This is a genomic window from Vibrio sp. V15_P4S5T153, from assembly GCF_963874485.1.
Classification (GTDB): domain Bacteria; phylum Pseudomonadota; class Gammaproteobacteria; order Enterobacterales; family Vibrionaceae; genus Vibrio; species Vibrio anguillarum.
Genome location: NZ_CAWNHR010000011.1, coordinates 778,384 through 797,404, shown reverse-complemented (window position 1 = coordinate 797,404; position 19,021 = coordinate 778,384). Strand labels below are relative to the sequence as shown.

Sequence of the window (19,021 nt, the reverse complement as noted above, 5' to 3'; positions counted from 1 at the left end):
CATAAACAAGATAAATTGCGATGAAATTCATACTCAATCATCTCTAAAAAACAGCTTATTACATAGACAGCTACGACATGTAGATAGTGTTTTATCAGCCTTTTGAACCTAAGCGTTTTTAGGCTGCACGTGTGTATTCAAGCCACTCCAAATGATTTTGCCCTGCTTTTAAGCCCATGTCATAGCCTATGTTGAGCAACGGTAACTTCATCGTCAATCTCTTAACGGGAAACCCTTCAGGTGGCGCGATTACTCGAATGATGGCATCAGAAGGTGGATTGCGAATAAATTCAAGTGATTGGTTGTAATGTTTCGCACGAAATAGCATTGATTTAGCCATATTTGGATGGCGTGAAAAGAGTTTTTTCATCATCCACTTACTTTTAGGGGGCGACATGATATAGCTAAGTGGATGTGATAAAACAACCGTAATATCTCGTGCTCCACGGCGATACGCTTCTTTAACAGGGATCGAGTCAGCAACACCTCCATCAGTGTAGCAACCACCATGGAAACAAGGCGTGTGCTTATAAACTATCGGTAGAGCGGATGTGGCTTCAATGGCCGTGCTCAAGTTTTCTTGAGTCACTCGATAATAATCGGCTTTACCCGTTTCGATATTGGTTGCAACGGCAAAGAAAGGGACTGAGTTAAACAGTTTGTCTTCATCAATCGGATAACGTCGGTTGGACTCATCGATTAGCCAACGCACATCGACGAGATTTCCCCCCTTAATAAAGCGAATTGGGTTAAAAAAAAGACGGTCGGTGGCAAGCTGAGTTACAACGTGATAACTGCGTCTCGGTTGCTTCGCAAGGTAGCCGATTAAGTTTGAAGCTCCAGCTGAAACACCTAATACAAAATCAAATGGGTTGTGCTGATGTTGTAAAAAACTATCCAAGACTCCACTGGCAAAAATGCCGCGCATCGCACCACCTTCAACCACTAACGCTTTCATCATGACTCTCTCTCTGTACTTCATCGTTAAACGTTATGGTACGGAAAAAATCAGAAAGACAATAATAGGTTCTCTTTATCACTAAGATAGGCAAAACCGAACCAATGTCAGTCTTGATAATGACGATTCAAAAATCGTAAAAGGTCAGACGCCTCATCATCGGGCAGATGAGGCGCTATGATCAGATATTAGCCGTTTGCGCTTGCTGAACTTTTTGTAAACGAGAAAGGAATTTGATCCATCCTTTGGCATGGCTTGATGGGTTTAGGTTTTCAGCTTGCTTGGCTTGGTATAGAGCATTATCGAGTTGATTGAGTTTGTACAGCGCATGAACTCGCGCTAACGCGACATCTGCTTTTTTCTCGCGCGTGGTGACTTTATCCAACGCCTGTAACGCTTCTTTAAATTGCCCTTGCTGGTTGTACAGCAGCGCCACTTGCCAATAATATTGCTCATCCTGTTCAGCTGCTTTTGTCCACGTTCTGATCGCGGCTTGCCACTCTTTGGCTTGCTGCCAGTAAGTGGCTTGCTCTTTCAGTAAAGTTAAGTCTTGATCAGCATCAGATTCAGATAATGTTTGCAGAACTTGCGCCGCACGTTCTGGAATGCCATTTTGCGCATACAACTGCGCGAGCAAGTGTTTATCCTTATCGGTTAATTCCACACCTTGTAATTTGGCTAACGCTAGACTGTTTAATGCTTGACGACGCTGATCTAAACGCAGATGTAAACCGACTAACTGTCGCCACCAACTGGCTTGGTCAGGCTCCAGCATGATCAGTTTTTCTAAAGTTGGAATGGCCGCCTTCCATTGTTCTAGCTGAAGCTGCGCACCTAATTTAAGTGATAATGGATTTTTAGTATTGAGTGGCGTCACGGTTTGGTATTTATCCAACGCATGCAGCACTTTTTTCCATTGTGCGATTTGGTAGTGAGTCTGTGCGATACGCAACCACAGATCGTCTACTTTTTGTGAAGCCGGAACGGATTTCAATAATTGATAATAGTGCGGTAACGCCTGTTCAAATTGTTGTTCATTGACATACAGATCAGCCAGCATACGTTCGGTGGTCCATGCCTGCTCATCTTGCAGCTCTCCACTCTCTACAGCGTGCTTGATCTGTTTGATAGCCGCTTTGGGCTGACCACTTTGCCAATAAAACACACCAAGCATCCGGGCGACAAATGCTTTATCGTAAAGACGTGACGTTTCAACACTGCTCAGTACCTCAATGGCTTGAGTGAGGTTCTCTTCTAATGCAAATTGCTGTGCTTTTTGCACTTTCAGGACTGTTGTCGCACTTAATTCGCTCGCATTTAGAGAGAGCGAGCCGATAACAAGTGATAAGCCAATCAATATACGTTTCATCATTTGGCAATTTTAAACTCCACAGTCACGGTTTGTCCCGGCTGCTCAATGGCTTTGCCGTCAACAATCTGAGGTTGATACTTCCATTTTTTCAGCGCTTGCATCGCTTCACGCTCAAACATACGTTTAGGATTGGCATCGACGACATTGATGTCGACGGCTTTTCCTGTTGTATCAATGGTAAAGCTTAATGTAACGAAACCTTCTACGCCTCGCTTTAGAGCTCGGCTTGGATAAACTGGCTCGACACGATATAACGGCATTGCTTGCTGGTTTGAGCCAAAATCACCAAAAGTTGGTGCGCTAATCGCCACCCCATTAAGCGCGGTATCCAAACCCAAAGCAGGTAAACTAGTGAGTGATGTAGCGGCCGTAGCGGTAGTTTGTGACTGTGTCACTTGTGCTTGCGGTGGCGGCTCAGGCAACTTTAAAGGTTCCGGAACGCTACGTTGGCGACGCTGTAAATCGTGTTCTTGTTCCATCATCACCATGTTAAATCGCAGTGCTTGAGTTGGTTTTACAGCGCGTTGGTTACCGTTATCCACCATCCACGCCATAAAACTGAACAACGCCAGCGAAATCGCTCCTGCAATTGGCAAAGCAAGCAGTAAACGTCCCATTAACGCTTCTCCGCCGCCAATGCGATATTTTTCACTCCGGCCCCTTTGGCCGCATCCATCACTTTAACAACCGTACCGTTATAAGCATGTTCATCCGCCTGAATCACTAACGCCGCGTCTGGTTGTTCGAGCAACAGATGTTCTAGGGTGGCCTCTACACGTTCAACATCAATCAAGCGTTTGTCGATGTAAATATCATTGGATGCATTGATAGCGACAAAAATACCCGCATCTTTCTGACTCACCGCGTGAGAAGCTTGAGGACGGTTAACCTCAACACCTGATTCACGAACAAATGAGCTGGTAACAATGAAAAAAATCAGCATGATAAAGACGATGTCGAGCATCGATGTTAAGTCTATCTGCGCCTCATCATTTCTTGGTTGGCGTCTGCCTAATCTCATCGCAAACTCCTTAACGATTTTTCTAATTTTAATTCAAGTAGATGACACTTTTTTGCAAGACGAGCATGCACAAACATGCCCGCAAGGGCCGCGACCATTCCGGCCATTGTCGGTAATGTGGCCAATGAAATGCCAGATGCCATCAATTTAGGATCGCTACTGCCTTGATTTGCCATCACATCAAACACAGAGATCATTCCGGTGACTGTGCCGAGCAGCCCTAACATTGGGCAAAGTGTGACGAGCAGTTTGATCATGTTAAGGTTGTGGCGCAGCATCTGCTGTGCTTCACCAAGCCAACCCTCGCGAATGGCATGGGCATACCATGAATGGTGTTCCGCGCGTTGATGCCATTGCTCTAACCACCCTTTTCGATATTTAGGAAAGCTCAATACCACAAACAGTACGCGTTCGATGATCAACAACCAATAAAGCGCCACCACCCCAGCTAGCCACCATAAGACGATACCCCCTTGCTGCATAAACTGCTGCAAGGTTGTTAGCCAGTCATTGCTGAGCAGTGCGCTTGGCAATACGCTGTTCATTACGCCGCATTCCTCATTGAAGCTTGGCATTCTTGTTCTGCTTGCGCAGCAACGAGGCCAATCCCCTGTTTTTCTAAAATAGAGCGAATATTTTCGGCTTGAGAGCTTAAGATATTATGAGCTAATAATAGTGGAATCGCAGAGACTAAACCCAGAACGGTAGTCACCAAGGCCATTGAAATACCGCCCGCCATTACTTTTGGATCACCGTTACCAAATTGTGTGATCACTTGGAAGGTTTCAATCATGCCAGTCACCGTACCCAATAGCCCAAGCATCGGCGCAATCGCAGCTAATAACTTCAGCATCGATAAACCTTTTTCCAAATGCGCTTGTTCATCGACCACCGCTTCCAGCAAGCGCAGCTCCAACGCTTCTACGCTGCGATTTTGCTCTTTGTTATAGACGCTGAGTACACGCCCCAATGGGTTATTACCAATTTTCTGTACATCTTTAAGCTGCGCTTTGATCTTGTGGTGAGTCATCACCAATGCGAAGCCGCGATAGAAAGCAATGATTAAACCAATACCAAGCAGTACCAAAATGATGTTACCAACCGCACCACCCATTTGTAGCCGTTCGGCTAACGTTGGCGTAAGGGCTAGCTGTTCAAGCATGATGCCACGCGAAGGATCGACCACTAAGCTTTCGATTTCTCCCGTATTTAGGCCAGAGAAAATAGGCCCATTGTCCGGTTGTTTCAAATAAGCGGTGGCGGCTTGTTTATCCCCGTTCCATTTGACATAACCTTGCTCTGTCACCAAACCAAAGGTTCCAATACGATAAGCGGCCACATTTTTCGTGACACCGTCACCATTGATAAATGCGATCTGAACGCGGCTTAGCTCACCACTGGCGATGATCTGTTCAACATAGCTGTGCCATAACCCCGTCAGCTGCGGCATCGAGGGTAAAGATTTTGCGGCGACAATTTCTTGTACCCGCGATGTATACTGATGGCGATCAACCGCAGTGATGGAAGATTCCAATTCACTGCTTAATGCTTTGGCATTTTGGCGTACCACACCAAACAGCTCTCCAAGGCTTCCTGTTTCTAAGCGAAGCTGCTCTTCTAAACGTGCTAGTCGGTTTTCATTATTACTGAATTGTGTGCTTAGCTTATCCGCTTGCGCTTGTAAATCTTGGCGCTGAGCTTCTAGCTCTGCTTTGGCGCGGCGTAGCTGCTGTTCGGTTTGTTTAAAACCCGCTTCGCGTTCGATATTGTGCTGCTGTTGCTGTTTGTTTTCCACTTTGGCGTTGCTGACTAATTCCGTAGAAGCAAAGCTGTTGAAAGCCAATAGTGTTAAACAGAGTGATGAGAGAGAGAAAACCATCTTCATTTGCTTTGCTCCTCTACTAACTCAAGTGAAACAGGAATCGTCATTAAGTTTGGTGTAATTAAATTGTTGGCCATTTTGAAAGCGGTATCTAAATCGGCATATAGCCCACTATCGACATCGGTCCATTGGTGCGAGTTTTGGCTCCAGCTCCAATACTGTTTGCCATTTAAGCTACGAGCCACCAGCGATAAACGGCCAACGTATAAAATGTCAGCTTCAATGGTTTTGTTTTCATTGAGCACCACTGCGCCTTGATAAACACCCAGTTTAGTGCCGTAGTCAATTTCGATTTGGTACGCTTCAAGAATACGGCGGTATTTTTCAGCATCGCTGACATCCGATCGCACCATCATCGATTCCAGCTTTTCTAAACGCTCTAAACGCGTTTCGCGCTTTAATGGTTTGTCGTTTTCGATTAGGGTACGTAGCCCGTCGATCATCTGATACATCAAAGGAACGATGCCTTGGCGAGTCAGTTTTATCTCATCAATTTGTGACGATAGACTTTGCGCTTCCTGATTCTGGTTTTCCACCAGCGATGCCAAGTGATTACGATAAATAGTGAGATTTTTCACTTCTTCTTTTAACTGATCGATGTCAGCTTGCATCAGCAACGCTGATTGAGAACTGTGATTGATGTTCTGTTGGCTGGCGACTGAAGCCGAATTGGTTTTATTTTGGATGGCATTCGCGTCACTGAGTGTAGAAGCATTTACTGCGAACAAACTGGTAGTCGCCACCAAGGACAAGCTGATTTTTAAAAGATTCATAGACGTTATTCATTACCTTCAACGAAGTGTTATCATCTTGTTGATAAAAGCTCTCATTATCATCAAGGATCGCATTCTAACGATTTTTTCCGGTGCAAACAACCACAGTATGCGGCGAACACTCTTTGCTGATGAGTTTTAAAGCCACCTACCCTTTATTTACCTTTGCTGACCCCAAATTGCCAAACAGACTTCATTAAACTTTTGACTTTTATTTTGACCACTCGCCAATGTGTAATGGGCCGTATAGGTGCGGTATTTAGCAGGTGTTGGTAGGTTTTTTCGCTCAAACGCCCCTCTTTGCCGTGTGCAAGAAGCAGTGTTTCAGGGTTGAGCTTGAAGATCCGTTCAAGTGACTGGCGATATTGATTGGGATGGAAAATAGGAAAAGGGGCAATCAACTGCTTTTTCACTTCAACCATTAAATCAGCAACATACACAATGCCTTGCTGTGCATGGTAGACAGACAAATCTCGGTCGGTATGCCCTGGAGTTTCTAAGATTTGCCATTCGTTAAAATGAGGAATAGTGTCGCCATCGTTGAGCTTAATGTCAGGCTTTAAGACACGTGAATACCATAAATTCTGCCGCGGGCGGCCTAGGCGATTCGCCATCCAACGCGCAAGCGCAAGATCGGCTAAATGCATACAAAATCCGTCCAAACCACAATACCAATCATGATCTTTATTGGCAGAGATAATTTTACAACCCGTTAATGCACGCAATTGATGAGCCGCCCCAGCGTGATCTGGATGCATGTGAGTTACCACAACGGTATGAAGATGAGAAAAAGGACGGTTCAGTTCATTCTCAATGAAGTGCTGCAACGTAGGTATGTCTGCTCGACTTGCACCGTCTAGCAGTAATAATCGTTCTGGATATTCAGCCAGATACATATTCTGAATATAGCCTTTGATCGTATGTAGCTTCACCGTTATCCCTACTTGACAGATCAGACCTCCTGCCTGATGTTGGATAAGCATAGCATTAGCGAAAGTGATGTCCAAAGCGTGTCGTCTCTCATTTCCATCAATTTGAAGACAAAATAGAAGGCGCGCGCTATGCTGAGCCGGTTTTAATTGTGTGGAGATAACGCTATGAAGCCTATGATTATTGGCCACCGCGGAGTGGCCGGCCATTACCCTGAAAATACGCAAGTGAGTGTGCAAGCCGCTATTGATTTAGGCCTAAAGTGGGTTGAAGTGGATGTGCAACCGACTCAAGATCACATATTGGTTGTTTGCCACGATCACACCATTGATCGTTGCAGTAATGGTAAAGGGCGCATTGATTCTTATACGCTTGAGCAATTACAACAGTTCGATTTTGGCGGTTGGTTTGATCCTCAATTTGCAGGCGAACCCATCATGACATTAGAGACGTTGCTGACACTCGCAAAGCAGCACAGCCTTGGTTTAAACATTGAAGTCAAAGTGGATAAACACGATGTTGCTCAAGTCGCTGCTCAGCTTAAAGCGCAACTGGATCAATGTGGATTACCAAATGAACAGATTGTTCTCTCCAGTTTTAGCCACGCTATCATGCGCGAGCTTTATCAGCATTGTCCGGGTTATAAATTGGCGGTTTTGAGCGAGCGATTAACGCGTAAAGATAAGCAAGTGTTAGCCGAAATTGACGCCTTTGGCTGTAACCTTAACTATCAATGGATCAGTGCAAAGCACATTGCCGAGTTACATCAAGCGGGTTACCAAATTTGGTGCTACACGGTGAATAATCCGAAAAAGTTCAAACATCTCAACTCAGTTGACGCCATTTTTAGTGACGATCCACAGTGCTTTTTGTAAGCCTGCAAGCGTTTAGCTGACTGGTAGAATCTCTTTATTGAGAATGATTCTTCATAATGCGCCACTCTTCCACTCTTCCACTCTGTCATCACTCAATAATATGGATGATTTCCTAAGGTACTCTCTATGATACTTGACTCATCGTTATGGATTTGGATCCCGCTGCTTTTTGCCGTTATCTTCAGTTTTCAAAAGCAGTTACGTCCAGCATTCACCTTGCTAGCACTGTCGTTAGTGGGCGGATGGTTCACAGACCGATTATCGGTAATGGCCCTGCTGTATGTCGCCATTGGATTATGTGGTGCTTATTACATCCCACAACTGAAAGGCCGCTGGAAATGGTTTGCTCATGGTGCGTTGCTATTATGGGCAATTGCACTGCTGCTGCATGCTATTCCTGGTTTTAATAACCCTAAAGTGCTGGATAATGTGGTTGCTGGTGCCAATAGTGCCCCCTTTCGTCTCTACTTGAACCTAGATAAACCTATGGTATTTTTTGCTTTGCTACTCGCTTGGCCGCCACTCCTTGGCAACCATCAAACCATTTGTTGGGCCGCGATCGGTAAAGTGTCGATTCCTCTTTTTGCTTTGCTTTTTGTCGCATGGGCGCTTGGGGCGATTAAGCCCGAGTTATCTTTACCGACTTGGTGGTGGCTCTTTGCTCTCAATAATTTGCTTTTAACCTGTGTGGTGGAAGAAGCATTTTTCCGGGGCTATTTACAAAAAGCCGTTAGTGAAAAATTCGGTCTATGGCTAGGTATTGCGCTCGCTAGTATCCTATTTGGTCTTGCGCATTTTTCTGGCGGCGTGACTTTGGCGCTATTTGCCACATTAGCTGGTATTGGCTACGGCGCGATCTATCATCTAAGCGGGCGTTTATGGACGGCTGTACTCTTCCACTTTCTCTTTAATTTTTCCCACCTTATTTTCTTCACTTATCCAGTATGGGTACAGCGTTAAAACCTTTAAGCCAGCTGAAGTTTTCGCTGGCTTTTTTCTTTTTTCAGTCGATGAAATACCTTATTGATAGTTTAGTGACAACCGTTATGAACAACTGAGTATAAAACGAATTGTTCTCATTATTCCTATTTTTGGCCTAGGGTTTATGGTCAACGTCATGTTGATAATAATACTCCAGGGAGGAGAGAATGAACCAGAAACAAACGTTATTGGCGATTGCGCTAGCAGGCTGTTTCAGTACCGCTTATGCAGAAGAAAAGGTGTGGATTTCCATTGGTGGTGACGCGACGCAAACGGCGCTTCGCTCTGGAGCCCAAAGCCTATTACCTGAAAATCTTATCAATCAAACATCAGTATGGGTTGGGCAAGTACCAGTAAGCGAGTTGGCGACGCTTTCACATGAAATGCACGAAAATCATCAGCGATGTGGTGGTTATATGGTGCACCCTTCTGCACAAAGTGCGATGAGTGTCAGCGCAATGCCGCTGAATCTAAACGCTTTCAGTGCACCGGAGATCACTCAGCAAACCACCGTTAATGCTTGGTTGCCATCAGTATCAGCGCAACAAATCACCAGTACCATCACCACCTTAACCCAGTTTAAAAATCGCTTTTATACTACCTCGACTGGTGCTCAAGCATCGAATTGGATTGCAGATCATTGGCGCTCACTCTCTGCGTCACTGCCCGCAAGCAAAGTAGAACAAATCACACATTCAGGCTACAACCAGAAATCGGTAATGCTCACAATTACAGGCTCTGAAAAACCTGACGAATGGGTGGTGATTGGCGGGCATTTAGACTCGACACTTGGCTCTCGAACCAACGAAAGCAGCATTGCGCCGGGTGCGGATGACGATGCATCAGGTATCGCGGGCGTGACAGAAATCATTCGTTTGTTGTCTGAGCAAAATTTTCGTCCTAAACGCAGCATCGCTTTTATGGCTTACGCTGCCGAAGAAGTGGGCCTTCGAGGTTCACAAGACTTAGCCAATCGTTTTAAAGCCGAAGGTAAAAAAGTAATGTCTGTGATGCAGTTAGACATGACTAACTACCAAGGTTCACGCGAAGATATTGTCTTCATAACCGATTACACTGACAGTAATTTTACCCAGTATTTGACACAACTATTGGATGAATATTTACCGTCATTAACCTATGGATTTGATACCTGTGGCTATGCCTGCTCTGATCATGCCTCTTGGCATGCGGTTGGTTACCCAGCTGCGATGCCTTTTGAATCCAAATTTAATGATTACAACCCTAATATTCATAGCCCGCAAGACACTCTGCAAAATTCCGACCCAACAGGATTTCATGCGGTGAAATTTACTAAACTTGGATTGGCTTATGTGGTTGAAATGGGTAACGCCTCAACACCGCCTACACCAAGCAATCAACTGAAAAATGGCGTACCTGTGAACGGTTTATCGGCCAGCAGAAATAGCAAAACCTGGTACCAATTCGAACTGCAGGAAGCGGGCAACTTGAGTATTGTATTGTCAGGGGGAAGCGGCGATGCCGATTTATACGTTAAGTATCAAACTGATGCCGATCTACAGCAATACGACTGCCGTCCTTATCGCAGTGGCAATAATGAAACGTGTCAGTTCTCCAATGCTCAACCGGGCCGCTATTCTATTTTGCTGCATGGATACAACAATTACAGCAATGCAAGTTTAGTGGCAAATGCTCAATAAACAGCGCAAAGAAAAGCCAGCCGCAAGGCTGGCTAATCGATTAACTCTCAGCATCGGGCTGGTTTTCTGGTGCGGCGGCAATAAACGCAGGATGAGCACGAAGCTCAGCAACGATTCGTTTGATGATCGGAAACTGCGCCATATCAAGATTAAAGCGCTCCGCGTTATACACTTGTGGTACTAAACAAACATCCACTAAGCTCAGTTGATCACCAACACAGTATTCTCCTGATACTGTGGCCAATTTCTTTTCCAAGGCATGAAACCCCGTGGCTATCCAATGCCGATACCAGTCTCCTTTTTGACTTTCATCCACGGCCAGTTCACGCGTTAAATATTGTAAAACTCGGAGATTGTTCAGTGGATGAATATCAATAGCAATGTCTTGCGCCAGTGCTTTAATCTGATATTTCTCTTTACCTGATAGCGGAACCAAACGTACTTGGGGATACTGGTCATCCAAATATTCGATGATGGTTAACGACTGAGTAATGCAATGCCCGTTATCTTCTAGTACCGGAATTAACTCACTCGGGTTGAGAGCGCTAAACTCGGCTGAATGTTGCACTCCGCCCTCCTTAACTAAATGGATAGCAATCGACTGGTAATCGAGCGCCTTGAGGTGAAGTGCGATGCGTACTCGGTAAGCGGCTGAAGAGCGCCAATACCCATATAACTTGAGGCTACTCATGACCCTTTCACCACGCGTTGATCGATTAAACCAAACAGGCTGTTCCCTTTATCATCACGCATTTCTAACGTTATCCTGTCACCAAATTTCATAAATTCGGTGCTTGGTTTACCGTCCCGAATGGTTTCAATCATCCGCACTTCTGCAATGCATGAATAGCCGACTCCCCCTTCAGCAATCGCACTGCCAAAATCGGTTCCCTGTTTATTGGAAACTGTACCAGAGCCAATAATAGTGCCCGCGCACAAGGGGCGCGTTTTTGCTGCGTGAGCAATTAACTGTGGAAATTCAAACGTCATGTCCACGCCAGCATTGGGGCAACCAAATGGTTTATTGTTATAGGTTGATAGCAATGGCAGGTTGAGTTTTCCGCCGTCCCAATGGCAGCCTAGCTCATCGGGTGTCACAGCGACAGGAGAGAATGCTGAAGACGGTTTGGATTGAAAAAACCCAAATCCTTTAGCAAGCTCTTGAGGGATCAAACCACGCAGCGACACATCGTTAACCAACATCACCAATCGAATCGCTTGCGCAGTTTCACTTGGGGTTGCACCCATTCTGACATCATCGGTGATCACGGCCACTTCGGCTTCAAAATCAATTCCCCATGCTTCATCTTGCATTTGAATATCATCACGCGGTCCAAGAAAAGCATCCGAACCACCTTGATATATTAACGGATCACTCCAGAAGCTTTCAGGGATCTCCGCACCTCGTGCTTTTCGTACTAACTCGACATGGTTGACGTAAGCAGAACCGTCGGCCCATTGATACGCTCTAGGCAGCGGCGAATGACACAAGGTTTGATCAAACTGCATCTCTTGCAGCAATTCGCCTTCATTAAGCGCCGTGTAAATTTCGCTGAGCATCGGTGCGGTTTCCTGCCAACGGTCTAAGGCTTGCTGTAAATGCTCGGCAATCTCAGGCACAGCAACGCATTTTGATAAGTCATGGCTGACCACTACCAATAAACCATCTCTTGTGCCGTTTTTTAGCGTAGCTAACTTCATGTCACTTCCTTATTCTTATTCGTTTATTCGCTCTTCCAACTGTAGACGTACTGTTGATTTTCAACCTGCTGCGCCGCCTCACTAAAGTGTAATGCATGCCGCGTATCAATCATCACAGCCACTTCATCGGTAAATTTTTTCTTATACTCTTGCCCAGCTTGGAACGCTTTCGGATGTGGGCCATGGGTAAACCCGGCAGGATGAAAAGTGACCATGCCAGCTTCAATATTATCGCGGCTAAAGAAATCACCCGCATGGTAGAAGAGCACTTCATCGTAATCATCATTGTTATGATAAAACGGAACCTTTAAAGCGCCGGGGTCACTCTCAATCGGCCGAGGCACAAAGGTGCAGACCACAAAACCTTGGCCAACAAACGTTGTGTGAGCGGAGGGCGGCAAATGATAGCGATGCGACATCAACGGCCGAATGTCTCGCCAGTTGAGTTTCACCACGGAAAGATCACCGTGCCAACCTACTGCATCCAATGGGTTAAATGGATAAGTAATGACGCTGATTTTCTCATGACGTTTTAAATGAACTTGGGTGGTCTTTTCTGAATACTGCGCTTTAAACTCTGGATTAATCGACGGGACTTGCAAAACCGCAGGATCGAATATGGCGTGGTTCCCTACTAGCCCTTTTTCTGGCAAAGCATACGCCGCATCCGTATTCTCTATCATTAGAATGAACATCGGCTCACTTGGCTCAAATCGCCAATTGGTTGAGCGCGGGATCAACACATAATCCCCTTGTGAAACGCTCAAGTGTCCGTAATCGCAATAAAAATCAGCGCTTCCTTGATGAATAAAAAGTAACTCATCACCATCGGCGTTACGCACTAAATGATCCATCGCTTGAGCCAGCTTCCATACTCGTACTTTACATTGTGCATTATGCAATAGGTGCGGCACGCTCCACGGTGAACTTTGTTTGGCTTGCTCGATCAAATTAAAATTAAAGGCTCTCGGCCTTAACTCACCTTGCCATTCACTCCACCCAGTCGGTGCATGTTGGTGATGGAAATGGGCCGCAGGGCCAAAAAAGCCACTGCGTCCTGCTTCTCTTTCATAGATGGCCTCTTGCGGGAAGTCGGCATGAGCTTGGTTTGAACATACCCCTTCTCGATGAGGAAATGTGATCCATTTATGCATCGCTGAGTACTCCTCGTCGAATTTGATCTTCTTCAATCGACTCAAATAACGCTTTGAAATTACCTTCCCCGAACCCTTCATTGCCTTTGCGTTGAATGATCTCAAAAAAGACTGGGCCAATGACGGTTTGAGTAAATATTTGCAGCAAAATTCCATCTTTCATCGGTGCACCATCAATCAGGATCCGCAGCGCTTTTAACTGATCAACATCTTCTTGATGCCCTTCAACTCGATCACTGACTTTTTCGTAGTAAGTATCCGGTGTCGGCATGAAATCCATCCCTCGCTCGCGCAGAGTACGTACCGTCTGGTAGATATCATCAGTGGATAAAGCGATGTGTTGGATCCCCTCACCATTGTATTCACGAATAAACTCTTCTATTTGTGATTTATCGTCAGACGATTCATTGATTGGGATGCGAATTTTGCCGCAAGGCGCTGTCATTGCGCGGCTAACTAACCCCGTTAGCTTCCCTTCAATATCAAAATAGCGAATTTCACGGAAGTTACCAATCCGCTCATAAAAGCCAGACCAAATGTCCATGTGGCCTTGTTTGACGTTATGCGTTAAGTGGTCAATTTCGAACAAGCCAACATTGGCGTCGGTCATTCGTTGATTAGCATCGGCATAGAACTTGAAATCCACATCATAAATGCTCTGGCTACCATAACGATCGACAAAATAAAGCAAGCTATCGCCAATTCCATAAATCGCAGGAATGCTCAGTTCCATTGGGCCAATTTGTGTTTTGTATTCTCGCCCGCCATTTGCCTGCACATGCTGCATGGCGACAGATGCATCATGAACGCGAAACGCCATCCCACACACTGAAGGTCCATGCACTTTGGCAAACGCTGCAGCTTGGCTATGGGGTTGAGAGTTAACGATAAAATTGATATCCCCTTGACGATATAACCACGCCTCTTTTGAGCGATGTTTGGCTATCTCAGCAAAGCCAAGAGAAGTAAACAGCTCTTTTAACTGCGCGATTCCAGCGGGATCAGCCGCGGTGTACTCCACAAATTCAAAACCGTCTGTTCCCAATGGGTTAAATGTTGAGGTCATCTCACGCTCCTTTTTTGTTAACGCTTGTGTTGAGTATTGCGAACATGGCGTAATTTTCAGCAAAAATGAACCCTATAACAAAAAACGGTTTAGCGGAGAACAAATAGTGTCAATGTAATTAAAATGTTACACAAATCTATTAATGAGCAGTAGGATAGTAAATTAGCGAATTTCACAGAGATTATTTGTTTTTATTTGACTGAATACTAAGCACTTTTACTTAATTGGCCACGTTAATCACAAGTCAATCATAACCAGTTGCTCAGTAAGATAAATAGCACGGCGTAACATTTTAGCTACATTTATCAAAAGCCGACACTGCCTCCGGCAAAAAACACACAATCGGGCGAGGTGTTAGGCGCACATGATTTTTATATGTCGAGCTACACGAACAAAACATTAGGCCAACACAAGTGAATCATTAAGTTAAAAACAATAGCCATTGGCTATATATAAGCGAAAAATTCGGTTGTTTTGTCGTGCTTCTTTGATTTATCGCAGAACATCGCGTCATCCACACGCGATATGGTATGGCTTCTGTTTCCTACGAGATAACAAAATGACCATGATAAATGAACAGCGCTTGGTTGAGCACTTTCTACAACTAATTCAAATTGACAGCGAATCGGGTAACGAAAAACAGATTGCAGAAACGCTGTCTGAACAATTGGGTGAGCTTGGTTTTTCAGTCCAAAAACTGCCCGTACCTGAACATGTTTCCAATGGCTTTAACCTTTATGCTCGCCTAGCAGGACAACTCGATGACAGTGTCGTACTGAGCTGTCACATGGATACCGTCAAACCGGGGATTGGCATTACACCCGTCATTGAAAATGGCGTCATTCGCTCTAACGGTGAAACTATTTTAGGCGGCGATGACAAATCGGGTATTGCGGCCATTATGGAGGCGATCCGAACGATTAAAGCGCAAAAACAACCTCATAAAACCATTGAAATTGCATTCACCGTCCATGAAGAAGGCGGGCTACAAGGCTCCAAACACTTTGATATGTCTCATATTCAATCGGCTAAGGCGATTGTACTCGACACTGGTGGTCCAATAGGAACCATCGTTAAAGCCGCCCCAGGGCAGCAAAAAATCATCGTTAATATCAAAGGCAAACCCGCACACGCAGGCCTTGCTCCTGAAGAAGGTATTAGCGCTATCGCCGTCGCAGCCGATGCGATTACCCAAATGAAATTGCTGCGTATTGATGAGGAAACCACGGCGAATATCGGCCTTGTTCATGGCGGTGGCGCAACGAATATCGTCATGCCTGATCTTAGAATTGTCGCTGAAGCCCGCTCATTGAATGATGATAAGTTGAGCCTACAAGTTGAACATATGGTGTCAACCTTTCAGGCCGCGGCGCACAAGCATGGCGCGCAGGTTGAGATTGAATCTACTCGTGCTTACAACGCCTTTGTATTGGATGAAGAGCATCCGCATATCGCTGCGATCAAAAAGAGCTTTGAATCGGTTGGGATTGCACCAAAAACCAAACGTACTGGTGGAGGCAGTGATGCAAACAACTTTAACGAAAAAGGATTAGTGACCGTCAATTTGTCAACGGGTATGGCGAAAGTTCACACCACCGAAGAGTATATTGCGATCAGTGATATGGTGAAGATTGCAGAATTCCTAACAACGTATTTGACCGAATAAGCCTTACGATAAAACAGGCCTCATTTTCGCGAGGCCTGCTAAAGAAACATTGGTGGGATTTATATAAATTATAAGCCTATATTTTCCGTTAACGCTTTGATTTGTTCTAAATCCATGCGGTGAACTTGGATCATCTGATCGATTTGGCTAATTCTTGAATTCGCTTCATCTTGCTTATCACATGCGTCTGATTTTGCATCCCACGACTTACCTTCTAGGTAGACATCACAATCGGTTTTGAGCGTTTTGAGCTTCGGTACTAAACTTTCTTTCTCTTTTTGCAGCGCTTCTAACTCTTGCTTAATTTTCAATTCACGTTGGAACAGTTCGCGTGAACGTTCAAAAATCGTTGCCTGCATATCGGCTTGCCGATTTAATTTAGAATTTTTGTTCTCAACTTGCGCTAGTGCATTTTCCTGTGTATTAAGTTTCGCTTGCAGCGCTTTATTTTCTGCCATTAATGCTTGGTATTGGCTTTGCGCTTGATCCAGCTCTTGTTGATACTGCTTTTGTTGCTCTTCTAATGCTTGTTGAAGTTTATTTGCTACTTCAGCGTCGACACTGGCGACTTTTAATTGCACTTTTTCAGCTAATTGGCTTTTATCTTGGGTGAGCTGTTCATATTTTTCTTCTAGCTGATGGTATGTTTTTTGCCAGTTATTCGTGGTGATACTTGAACCGATTAAGCCACCTAATGCTAACCCCAACACCCCTGCTAACGCGATGTAGACGTAGGTGCGCTTGTCTCGTTCTTCAATCACTACGACATCGTCTTGTGCATCAATGTCCGTCTGTTTGTTCACTCTTTCGCTCCTATCTATCTCAGCGAGTTAATTCAGTAATCACAATTGAGGCAGCATAAATGACAAAAGCAGTGAGTAAAGAAACCACCACACCTTTTTGCAACTTTTCGTTGGTACGATAACGAATAAAAATAAAAGCAATGGCGATCAATAAAATAATGGTGATGAGTCGTGTCATAAGCCTATCCTCCAACGTAGTGTATATCATTTATAACATGCGATAAGTCAGAAAAAAGTAGAACAATCGACAACAAGCGTAAAGTTTTCACCGCTCATCCTACATTTACGTCCAACAGTGGTTAACAAACCATCAAACGGCAGTAAATTGAGATCAAAAGCACAATTTTCCTTGTCTTGAAAAACGCTTTATGTAACATATCTCGCCTTGATGGTAAGCACACTTACCATCAGTTCCGATGAAGACTGCAGGAGAGTAGCCTTAGTTTATTCAAAGTATGAGTAAACAGGCTCGCCGAAGAAGTAAATCTTTCAGGTGCTAATGCTCTCTCTTATGAGAGCTGGCGAGGACTGTAGTTGGAGGAACCTCTGGAGAGAACCGTTTAATCGGTCGCCGAAGGAGCAAACCCTATTTGGGGTGAAACTCTCAGGCAAAAGGACAGAGGAGTGGAAAGTTACAATCATAAATAGGTGTGGTTTCTTCACCACTGGCCTGCTGTGATCTTTTTGTGGGATCTTTTCAGATTACTGCCCTTTCCCTCTTCTCCTTAACTGTCGTTTTATTAAGGGGAACAAATGAACAACCTGCAATCTATTCTTGAATCTATAGACAACTTTGTCTGGGGACCACCACTTTTAATTTTATTGGTCGGTACAGGCATCTATTTTACGTTGCGTCTCGGTCTTATCCAATTTCGACATTTACCTACCGCACTTAAGATGGTGTTTAGTAAAGACAAAGACGCCGGTAAACAAGGCGATGTATCAAGCTTTGCCGCCTTATGTACCGCACTTTCCGCGACGATTGGAACCGGTAATATCGTTGGCGTAGCGACAGCGATTAAGCTCGGTGGGCCAGGCGCGCTATTTTGGATGTGGTTAGCCGCGCTGTTTGGTATGGCGACCAAATACGCTGAATGTTTACTGGCAGTAAAGTATCGTCAAGTGGATGACAAAGGCCAAATGGTTGGTGGCCCGATGTATTACCTGCAATATGGCGTGGGCTCGCGAACTTTGGCGGTTTTATTCGCCCTATTTGCCATCGGTGTCGCTTGTTTCGGCATCGGTACATTCCCACAAGTCAACGCGATTTTAGATGCTACTGAAATCTCTTTTGGTGTGTCACGCGAAATATCAGCAGTGGTTTTAACGCTGTTAGTCGCATTTGTCACGGTCGGTGGTATTCAATCAATTGCTAAAGTGGCTGGGAAAGTGGTACCTGCCATGGCCCTTTTTTACATCCTTGCGTGTTTGAGTGTGATCATCAGCAACAGCGATCAATTACTCACGGCCATCAGTTTAGTTACCACTTCTGCTTTCACTTCCACAGCCGCTACTGGTGGTTTCTTAGGAGCGAGCATCATGCTGGCGATTCAATCAGGGATTGCGCGCGGTGTATTTTCTAATGAATCTGGTCTTGGCAGCGCGCCAATGGCCGCGGCGGCAGCGAAAACTGACTCTTGCGTAAAACAAGGGTTGATTTCAATGACTGGTACTTTCTTTGACACCATCATTATTTGCACCATGACCGGGCTTGCGCTGATCTTAACTGGCGCATGGCAAAGTGATTTTTCTGGTGCCGCTATGACAACCTATGCATTTGCCGTGGGCTTAAATGCGGAAACCTTGGGCCCGATGATGGTCTCCATTGGTTTGATGTTTTTTGCCTTTACGACGATTTTAGGCTGGAACTATTACGGTGAGCGCTGCGTGGTATTTTTGTTTGGTACCAAAGCAGTAATGCCTTATAAGCTGATTTTTATCGGTTTGGTGGCATCAGGTGCGTTCTTGCACCTTGATATGATTTGGATTATTGCTGATATCGTTAACGGTTTAATGGCTATCCCTAATCTGATCGGATTAATCGCATTACGTCATATTGTGCTTGAAGAGACCAAGCTATTTTTTGAAAAACAGTCAGCGCCTTTTACCCGTGGTGCTCAAACCCAACATTAATCGTTTGCCAGCCGATAAGCATGTGGC

At 45.0% G+C, this 19,021-nt stretch carries 19 protein-coding genes and 1 riboswitch; of the genes, 5 read left to right on the top strand and 14 right to left on the bottom strand.

Translation table 11 applies throughout. The features are described 5' to 3' along the window. Positions 1 to 118 precede the first annotated feature (118 nt). The 8 genes from AACT42_RS05510 to AACT42_RS05475 all read right to left on the bottom strand — a co-directional run bounded on the left by AACT42_RS05510 (position 119) and on the right by AACT42_RS05475 (position 6,938). The gene (locus tag AACT42_RS05510) at positions 119 to 982 is read right to left on the bottom strand and encodes a patatin-like phospholipase family protein (RefSeq protein WP_094133962.1); all 864 of its coding nucleotides are present in this window, start codon (positions 980 to 982) and stop codon (positions 119 to 121) included. A 157-nt stretch (positions 983 to 1,139) separates the two neighbouring features. Further along, positions 1,140 to 2,330, bottom strand: a complete 1,191-nt coding sequence (locus AACT42_RS05505) for a tetratricopeptide repeat protein (protein WP_094133961.1) — start codon at positions 2,328 to 2,330, stop codon at positions 1,140 to 1,142. Then, positions 2,327 to 2,947: an energy transducer TonB gene (locus tag AACT42_RS05500; protein ID WP_013856856.1), complete on the bottom strand. Its 621-nt coding sequence runs from the start codon at positions 2,945 to 2,947 to the stop codon at positions 2,327 to 2,329. The genes AACT42_RS05505 and AACT42_RS05500 overlap by 4 nt, the downstream gene beginning before the upstream one ends. Then, positions 2,947 to 3,351, bottom strand: coding sequence for an ExbD/TolR family protein (locus AACT42_RS05495; protein WP_013856855.1), 405 nt, complete (start codon positions 3,349 to 3,351; stop codon positions 2,947 to 2,949). The genes AACT42_RS05500 and AACT42_RS05495 overlap by 1 nt, the downstream gene beginning before the upstream one ends. Then, positions 3,348 to 3,896 (bottom strand): MotA/TolQ/ExbB proton channel family protein, encoded by a 549-nt coding sequence (locus AACT42_RS05490; RefSeq protein ID WP_013856854.1) that lies wholly within the window; start codon positions 3,894 to 3,896, stop codon positions 3,348 to 3,350. The genes AACT42_RS05495 and AACT42_RS05490 overlap by 4 nt, the downstream gene beginning before the upstream one ends. Next, complete coding sequence (locus tag AACT42_RS05485) at positions 3,896 to 5,236, bottom strand: MotA/TolQ/ExbB proton channel family protein (protein ID WP_064625229.1); 1,341 nt, start codon at positions 5,234 to 5,236, stop codon at positions 3,896 to 3,898. Before AACT42_RS05485 ends, AACT42_RS05490 begins: the two co-directional genes overlap by 1 nt. Continuing rightward, a complete protein-coding gene (locus AACT42_RS05480; RefSeq protein WP_019282153.1) occupies positions 5,233 to 6,006 on the bottom strand; it encodes a DUF3450 domain-containing protein in 774 nt (257 codons plus the stop codon). The genes AACT42_RS05485 and AACT42_RS05480 overlap by 4 nt, the downstream gene beginning before the upstream one ends. A 155-nt stretch (positions 6,007 to 6,161) precedes the next feature. After that, a complete protein-coding gene (locus tag AACT42_RS05475; RefSeq protein ID WP_094133960.1) occupies positions 6,162 to 6,938 on the bottom strand; it encodes an MBL fold metallo-hydrolase in 777 nt (258 codons plus the stop codon). Positions 6,939 to 7,103: 165 nt separating this feature from the next. Here AACT42_RS05475 and AACT42_RS05470 point away from each other — a divergent pair, with 165 nt between their 5' ends. The 3 genes from AACT42_RS05470 to AACT42_RS05460 all read left to right on the top strand — a co-directional run bounded on the left by AACT42_RS05470 (position 7,104) and on the right by AACT42_RS05460 (position 10,471). Continuing rightward, positions 7,104 to 7,811 (top strand): glycerophosphoryl diester phosphodiesterase, encoded by a 708-nt coding sequence (locus tag AACT42_RS05470; RefSeq protein WP_017044733.1) that lies wholly within the window; start codon positions 7,104 to 7,106, stop codon positions 7,809 to 7,811. Positions 7,812 to 7,937: 126 nt separating this feature from the next. Next, positions 7,938 to 8,771 carry a CPBP family intramembrane glutamic endopeptidase gene (locus AACT42_RS05465; protein WP_094133959.1) on the top strand — a complete coding sequence of 278 codons (834 nt, stop codon included), beginning with the start codon at positions 7,938 to 7,940 and terminating at the stop codon, positions 8,769 to 8,771. Between the two features lie 188 nt (positions 8,772 to 8,959). Next, entirely contained in the window at positions 8,960 to 10,471 is a 1,512-nt protein-coding gene (locus AACT42_RS05460) for a M28 family metallopeptidase (RefSeq protein WP_013856848.1), read from the top strand. A gap of 40 nt (positions 10,472 to 10,511) precedes the next feature. Here the strand turns inward: AACT42_RS05460 and maiA are convergent, their stop codons facing one another. Genes maiA through hppD form a run of 4 tightly spaced genes read right to left on the bottom strand, consistent with a single transcriptional unit; the run spans position 10,512 to position 14,392 of the window. After that, a complete protein-coding gene (gene maiA / locus AACT42_RS05455; RefSeq protein WP_094133958.1) occupies positions 10,512 to 11,162 on the bottom strand; it encodes a maleylacetoacetate isomerase in 651 nt (216 codons plus the stop codon). Next, positions 11,159 to 12,172, bottom strand: coding sequence for a fumarylacetoacetate hydrolase family protein (locus tag AACT42_RS05450; RefSeq protein WP_094133957.1), 1,014 nt, complete (start codon positions 12,170 to 12,172; stop codon positions 11,159 to 11,161). Before AACT42_RS05450 ends, maiA begins: the two co-directional genes overlap by 4 nt. Before the next feature lie 23 nt (positions 12,173 to 12,195). Beyond that, positions 12,196 to 13,326, bottom strand: coding sequence for a homogentisate 1,2-dioxygenase (locus AACT42_RS05445; protein ID WP_094133956.1), 1,131 nt, complete (start codon positions 13,324 to 13,326; stop codon positions 12,196 to 12,198). Then, complete coding sequence (hppD, locus tag AACT42_RS05440; RefSeq protein ID WP_013856844.1) at positions 13,319 to 14,392, bottom strand: 4-hydroxyphenylpyruvate dioxygenase; 1,074 nt, start codon at positions 14,390 to 14,392, stop codon at positions 13,319 to 13,321. The genes AACT42_RS05445 and hppD overlap by 8 nt, the downstream gene beginning before the upstream one ends. A gap of 559 nt (positions 14,393 to 14,951) precedes the next feature. On the opposite strand from hppD, the gene AACT42_RS05435 reads away from it, so the two are divergent. After that, positions 14,952 to 16,058 (top strand): M20/M25/M40 family metallo-hydrolase, encoded by a 1,107-nt coding sequence (locus AACT42_RS05435; protein ID WP_026028848.1) that lies wholly within the window; start codon positions 14,952 to 14,954, stop codon positions 16,056 to 16,058. A gap of 68 nt (positions 16,059 to 16,126) precedes the next feature. On the opposite strand, the gene AACT42_RS05430 is transcribed toward AACT42_RS05435, so the two are convergent. Together AACT42_RS05430 and AACT42_RS05425 are read right to left on the bottom strand one after the other, a co-directional pair. After that, positions 16,127 to 16,861: a hypothetical protein gene (locus AACT42_RS05430; protein WP_017050909.1), complete on the bottom strand. Its 735-nt coding sequence runs from the start codon at positions 16,859 to 16,861 to the stop codon at positions 16,127 to 16,129. A 19-nt stretch (positions 16,862 to 16,880) separates the two neighbouring features. Then, positions 16,881 to 17,039 (bottom strand): hypothetical protein, encoded by a 159-nt coding sequence (locus AACT42_RS05425; protein WP_010319274.1) that lies wholly within the window; start codon positions 17,037 to 17,039, stop codon positions 16,881 to 16,883. Between the two features lie 358 nt (positions 17,040 to 17,397). After that, a riboswitch (glycine riboswitch) is annotated at positions 17,398 to 17,491 on the top strand. 123 nt (positions 17,492 to 17,614) lie between these two features. On the opposite strand from AACT42_RS05425, the gene AACT42_RS05420 reads away from it, so the two are divergent. Next, on the top strand, positions 17,615 to 18,994 hold the full coding sequence (locus AACT42_RS05420; RefSeq protein ID WP_094133955.1) for an alanine/glycine:cation symporter family protein: 1,380 nt from the start codon (positions 17,615 to 17,617) through the stop codon (positions 18,992 to 18,994). Positions 18,995 to 19,021 lie beyond the last annotated feature (27 nt).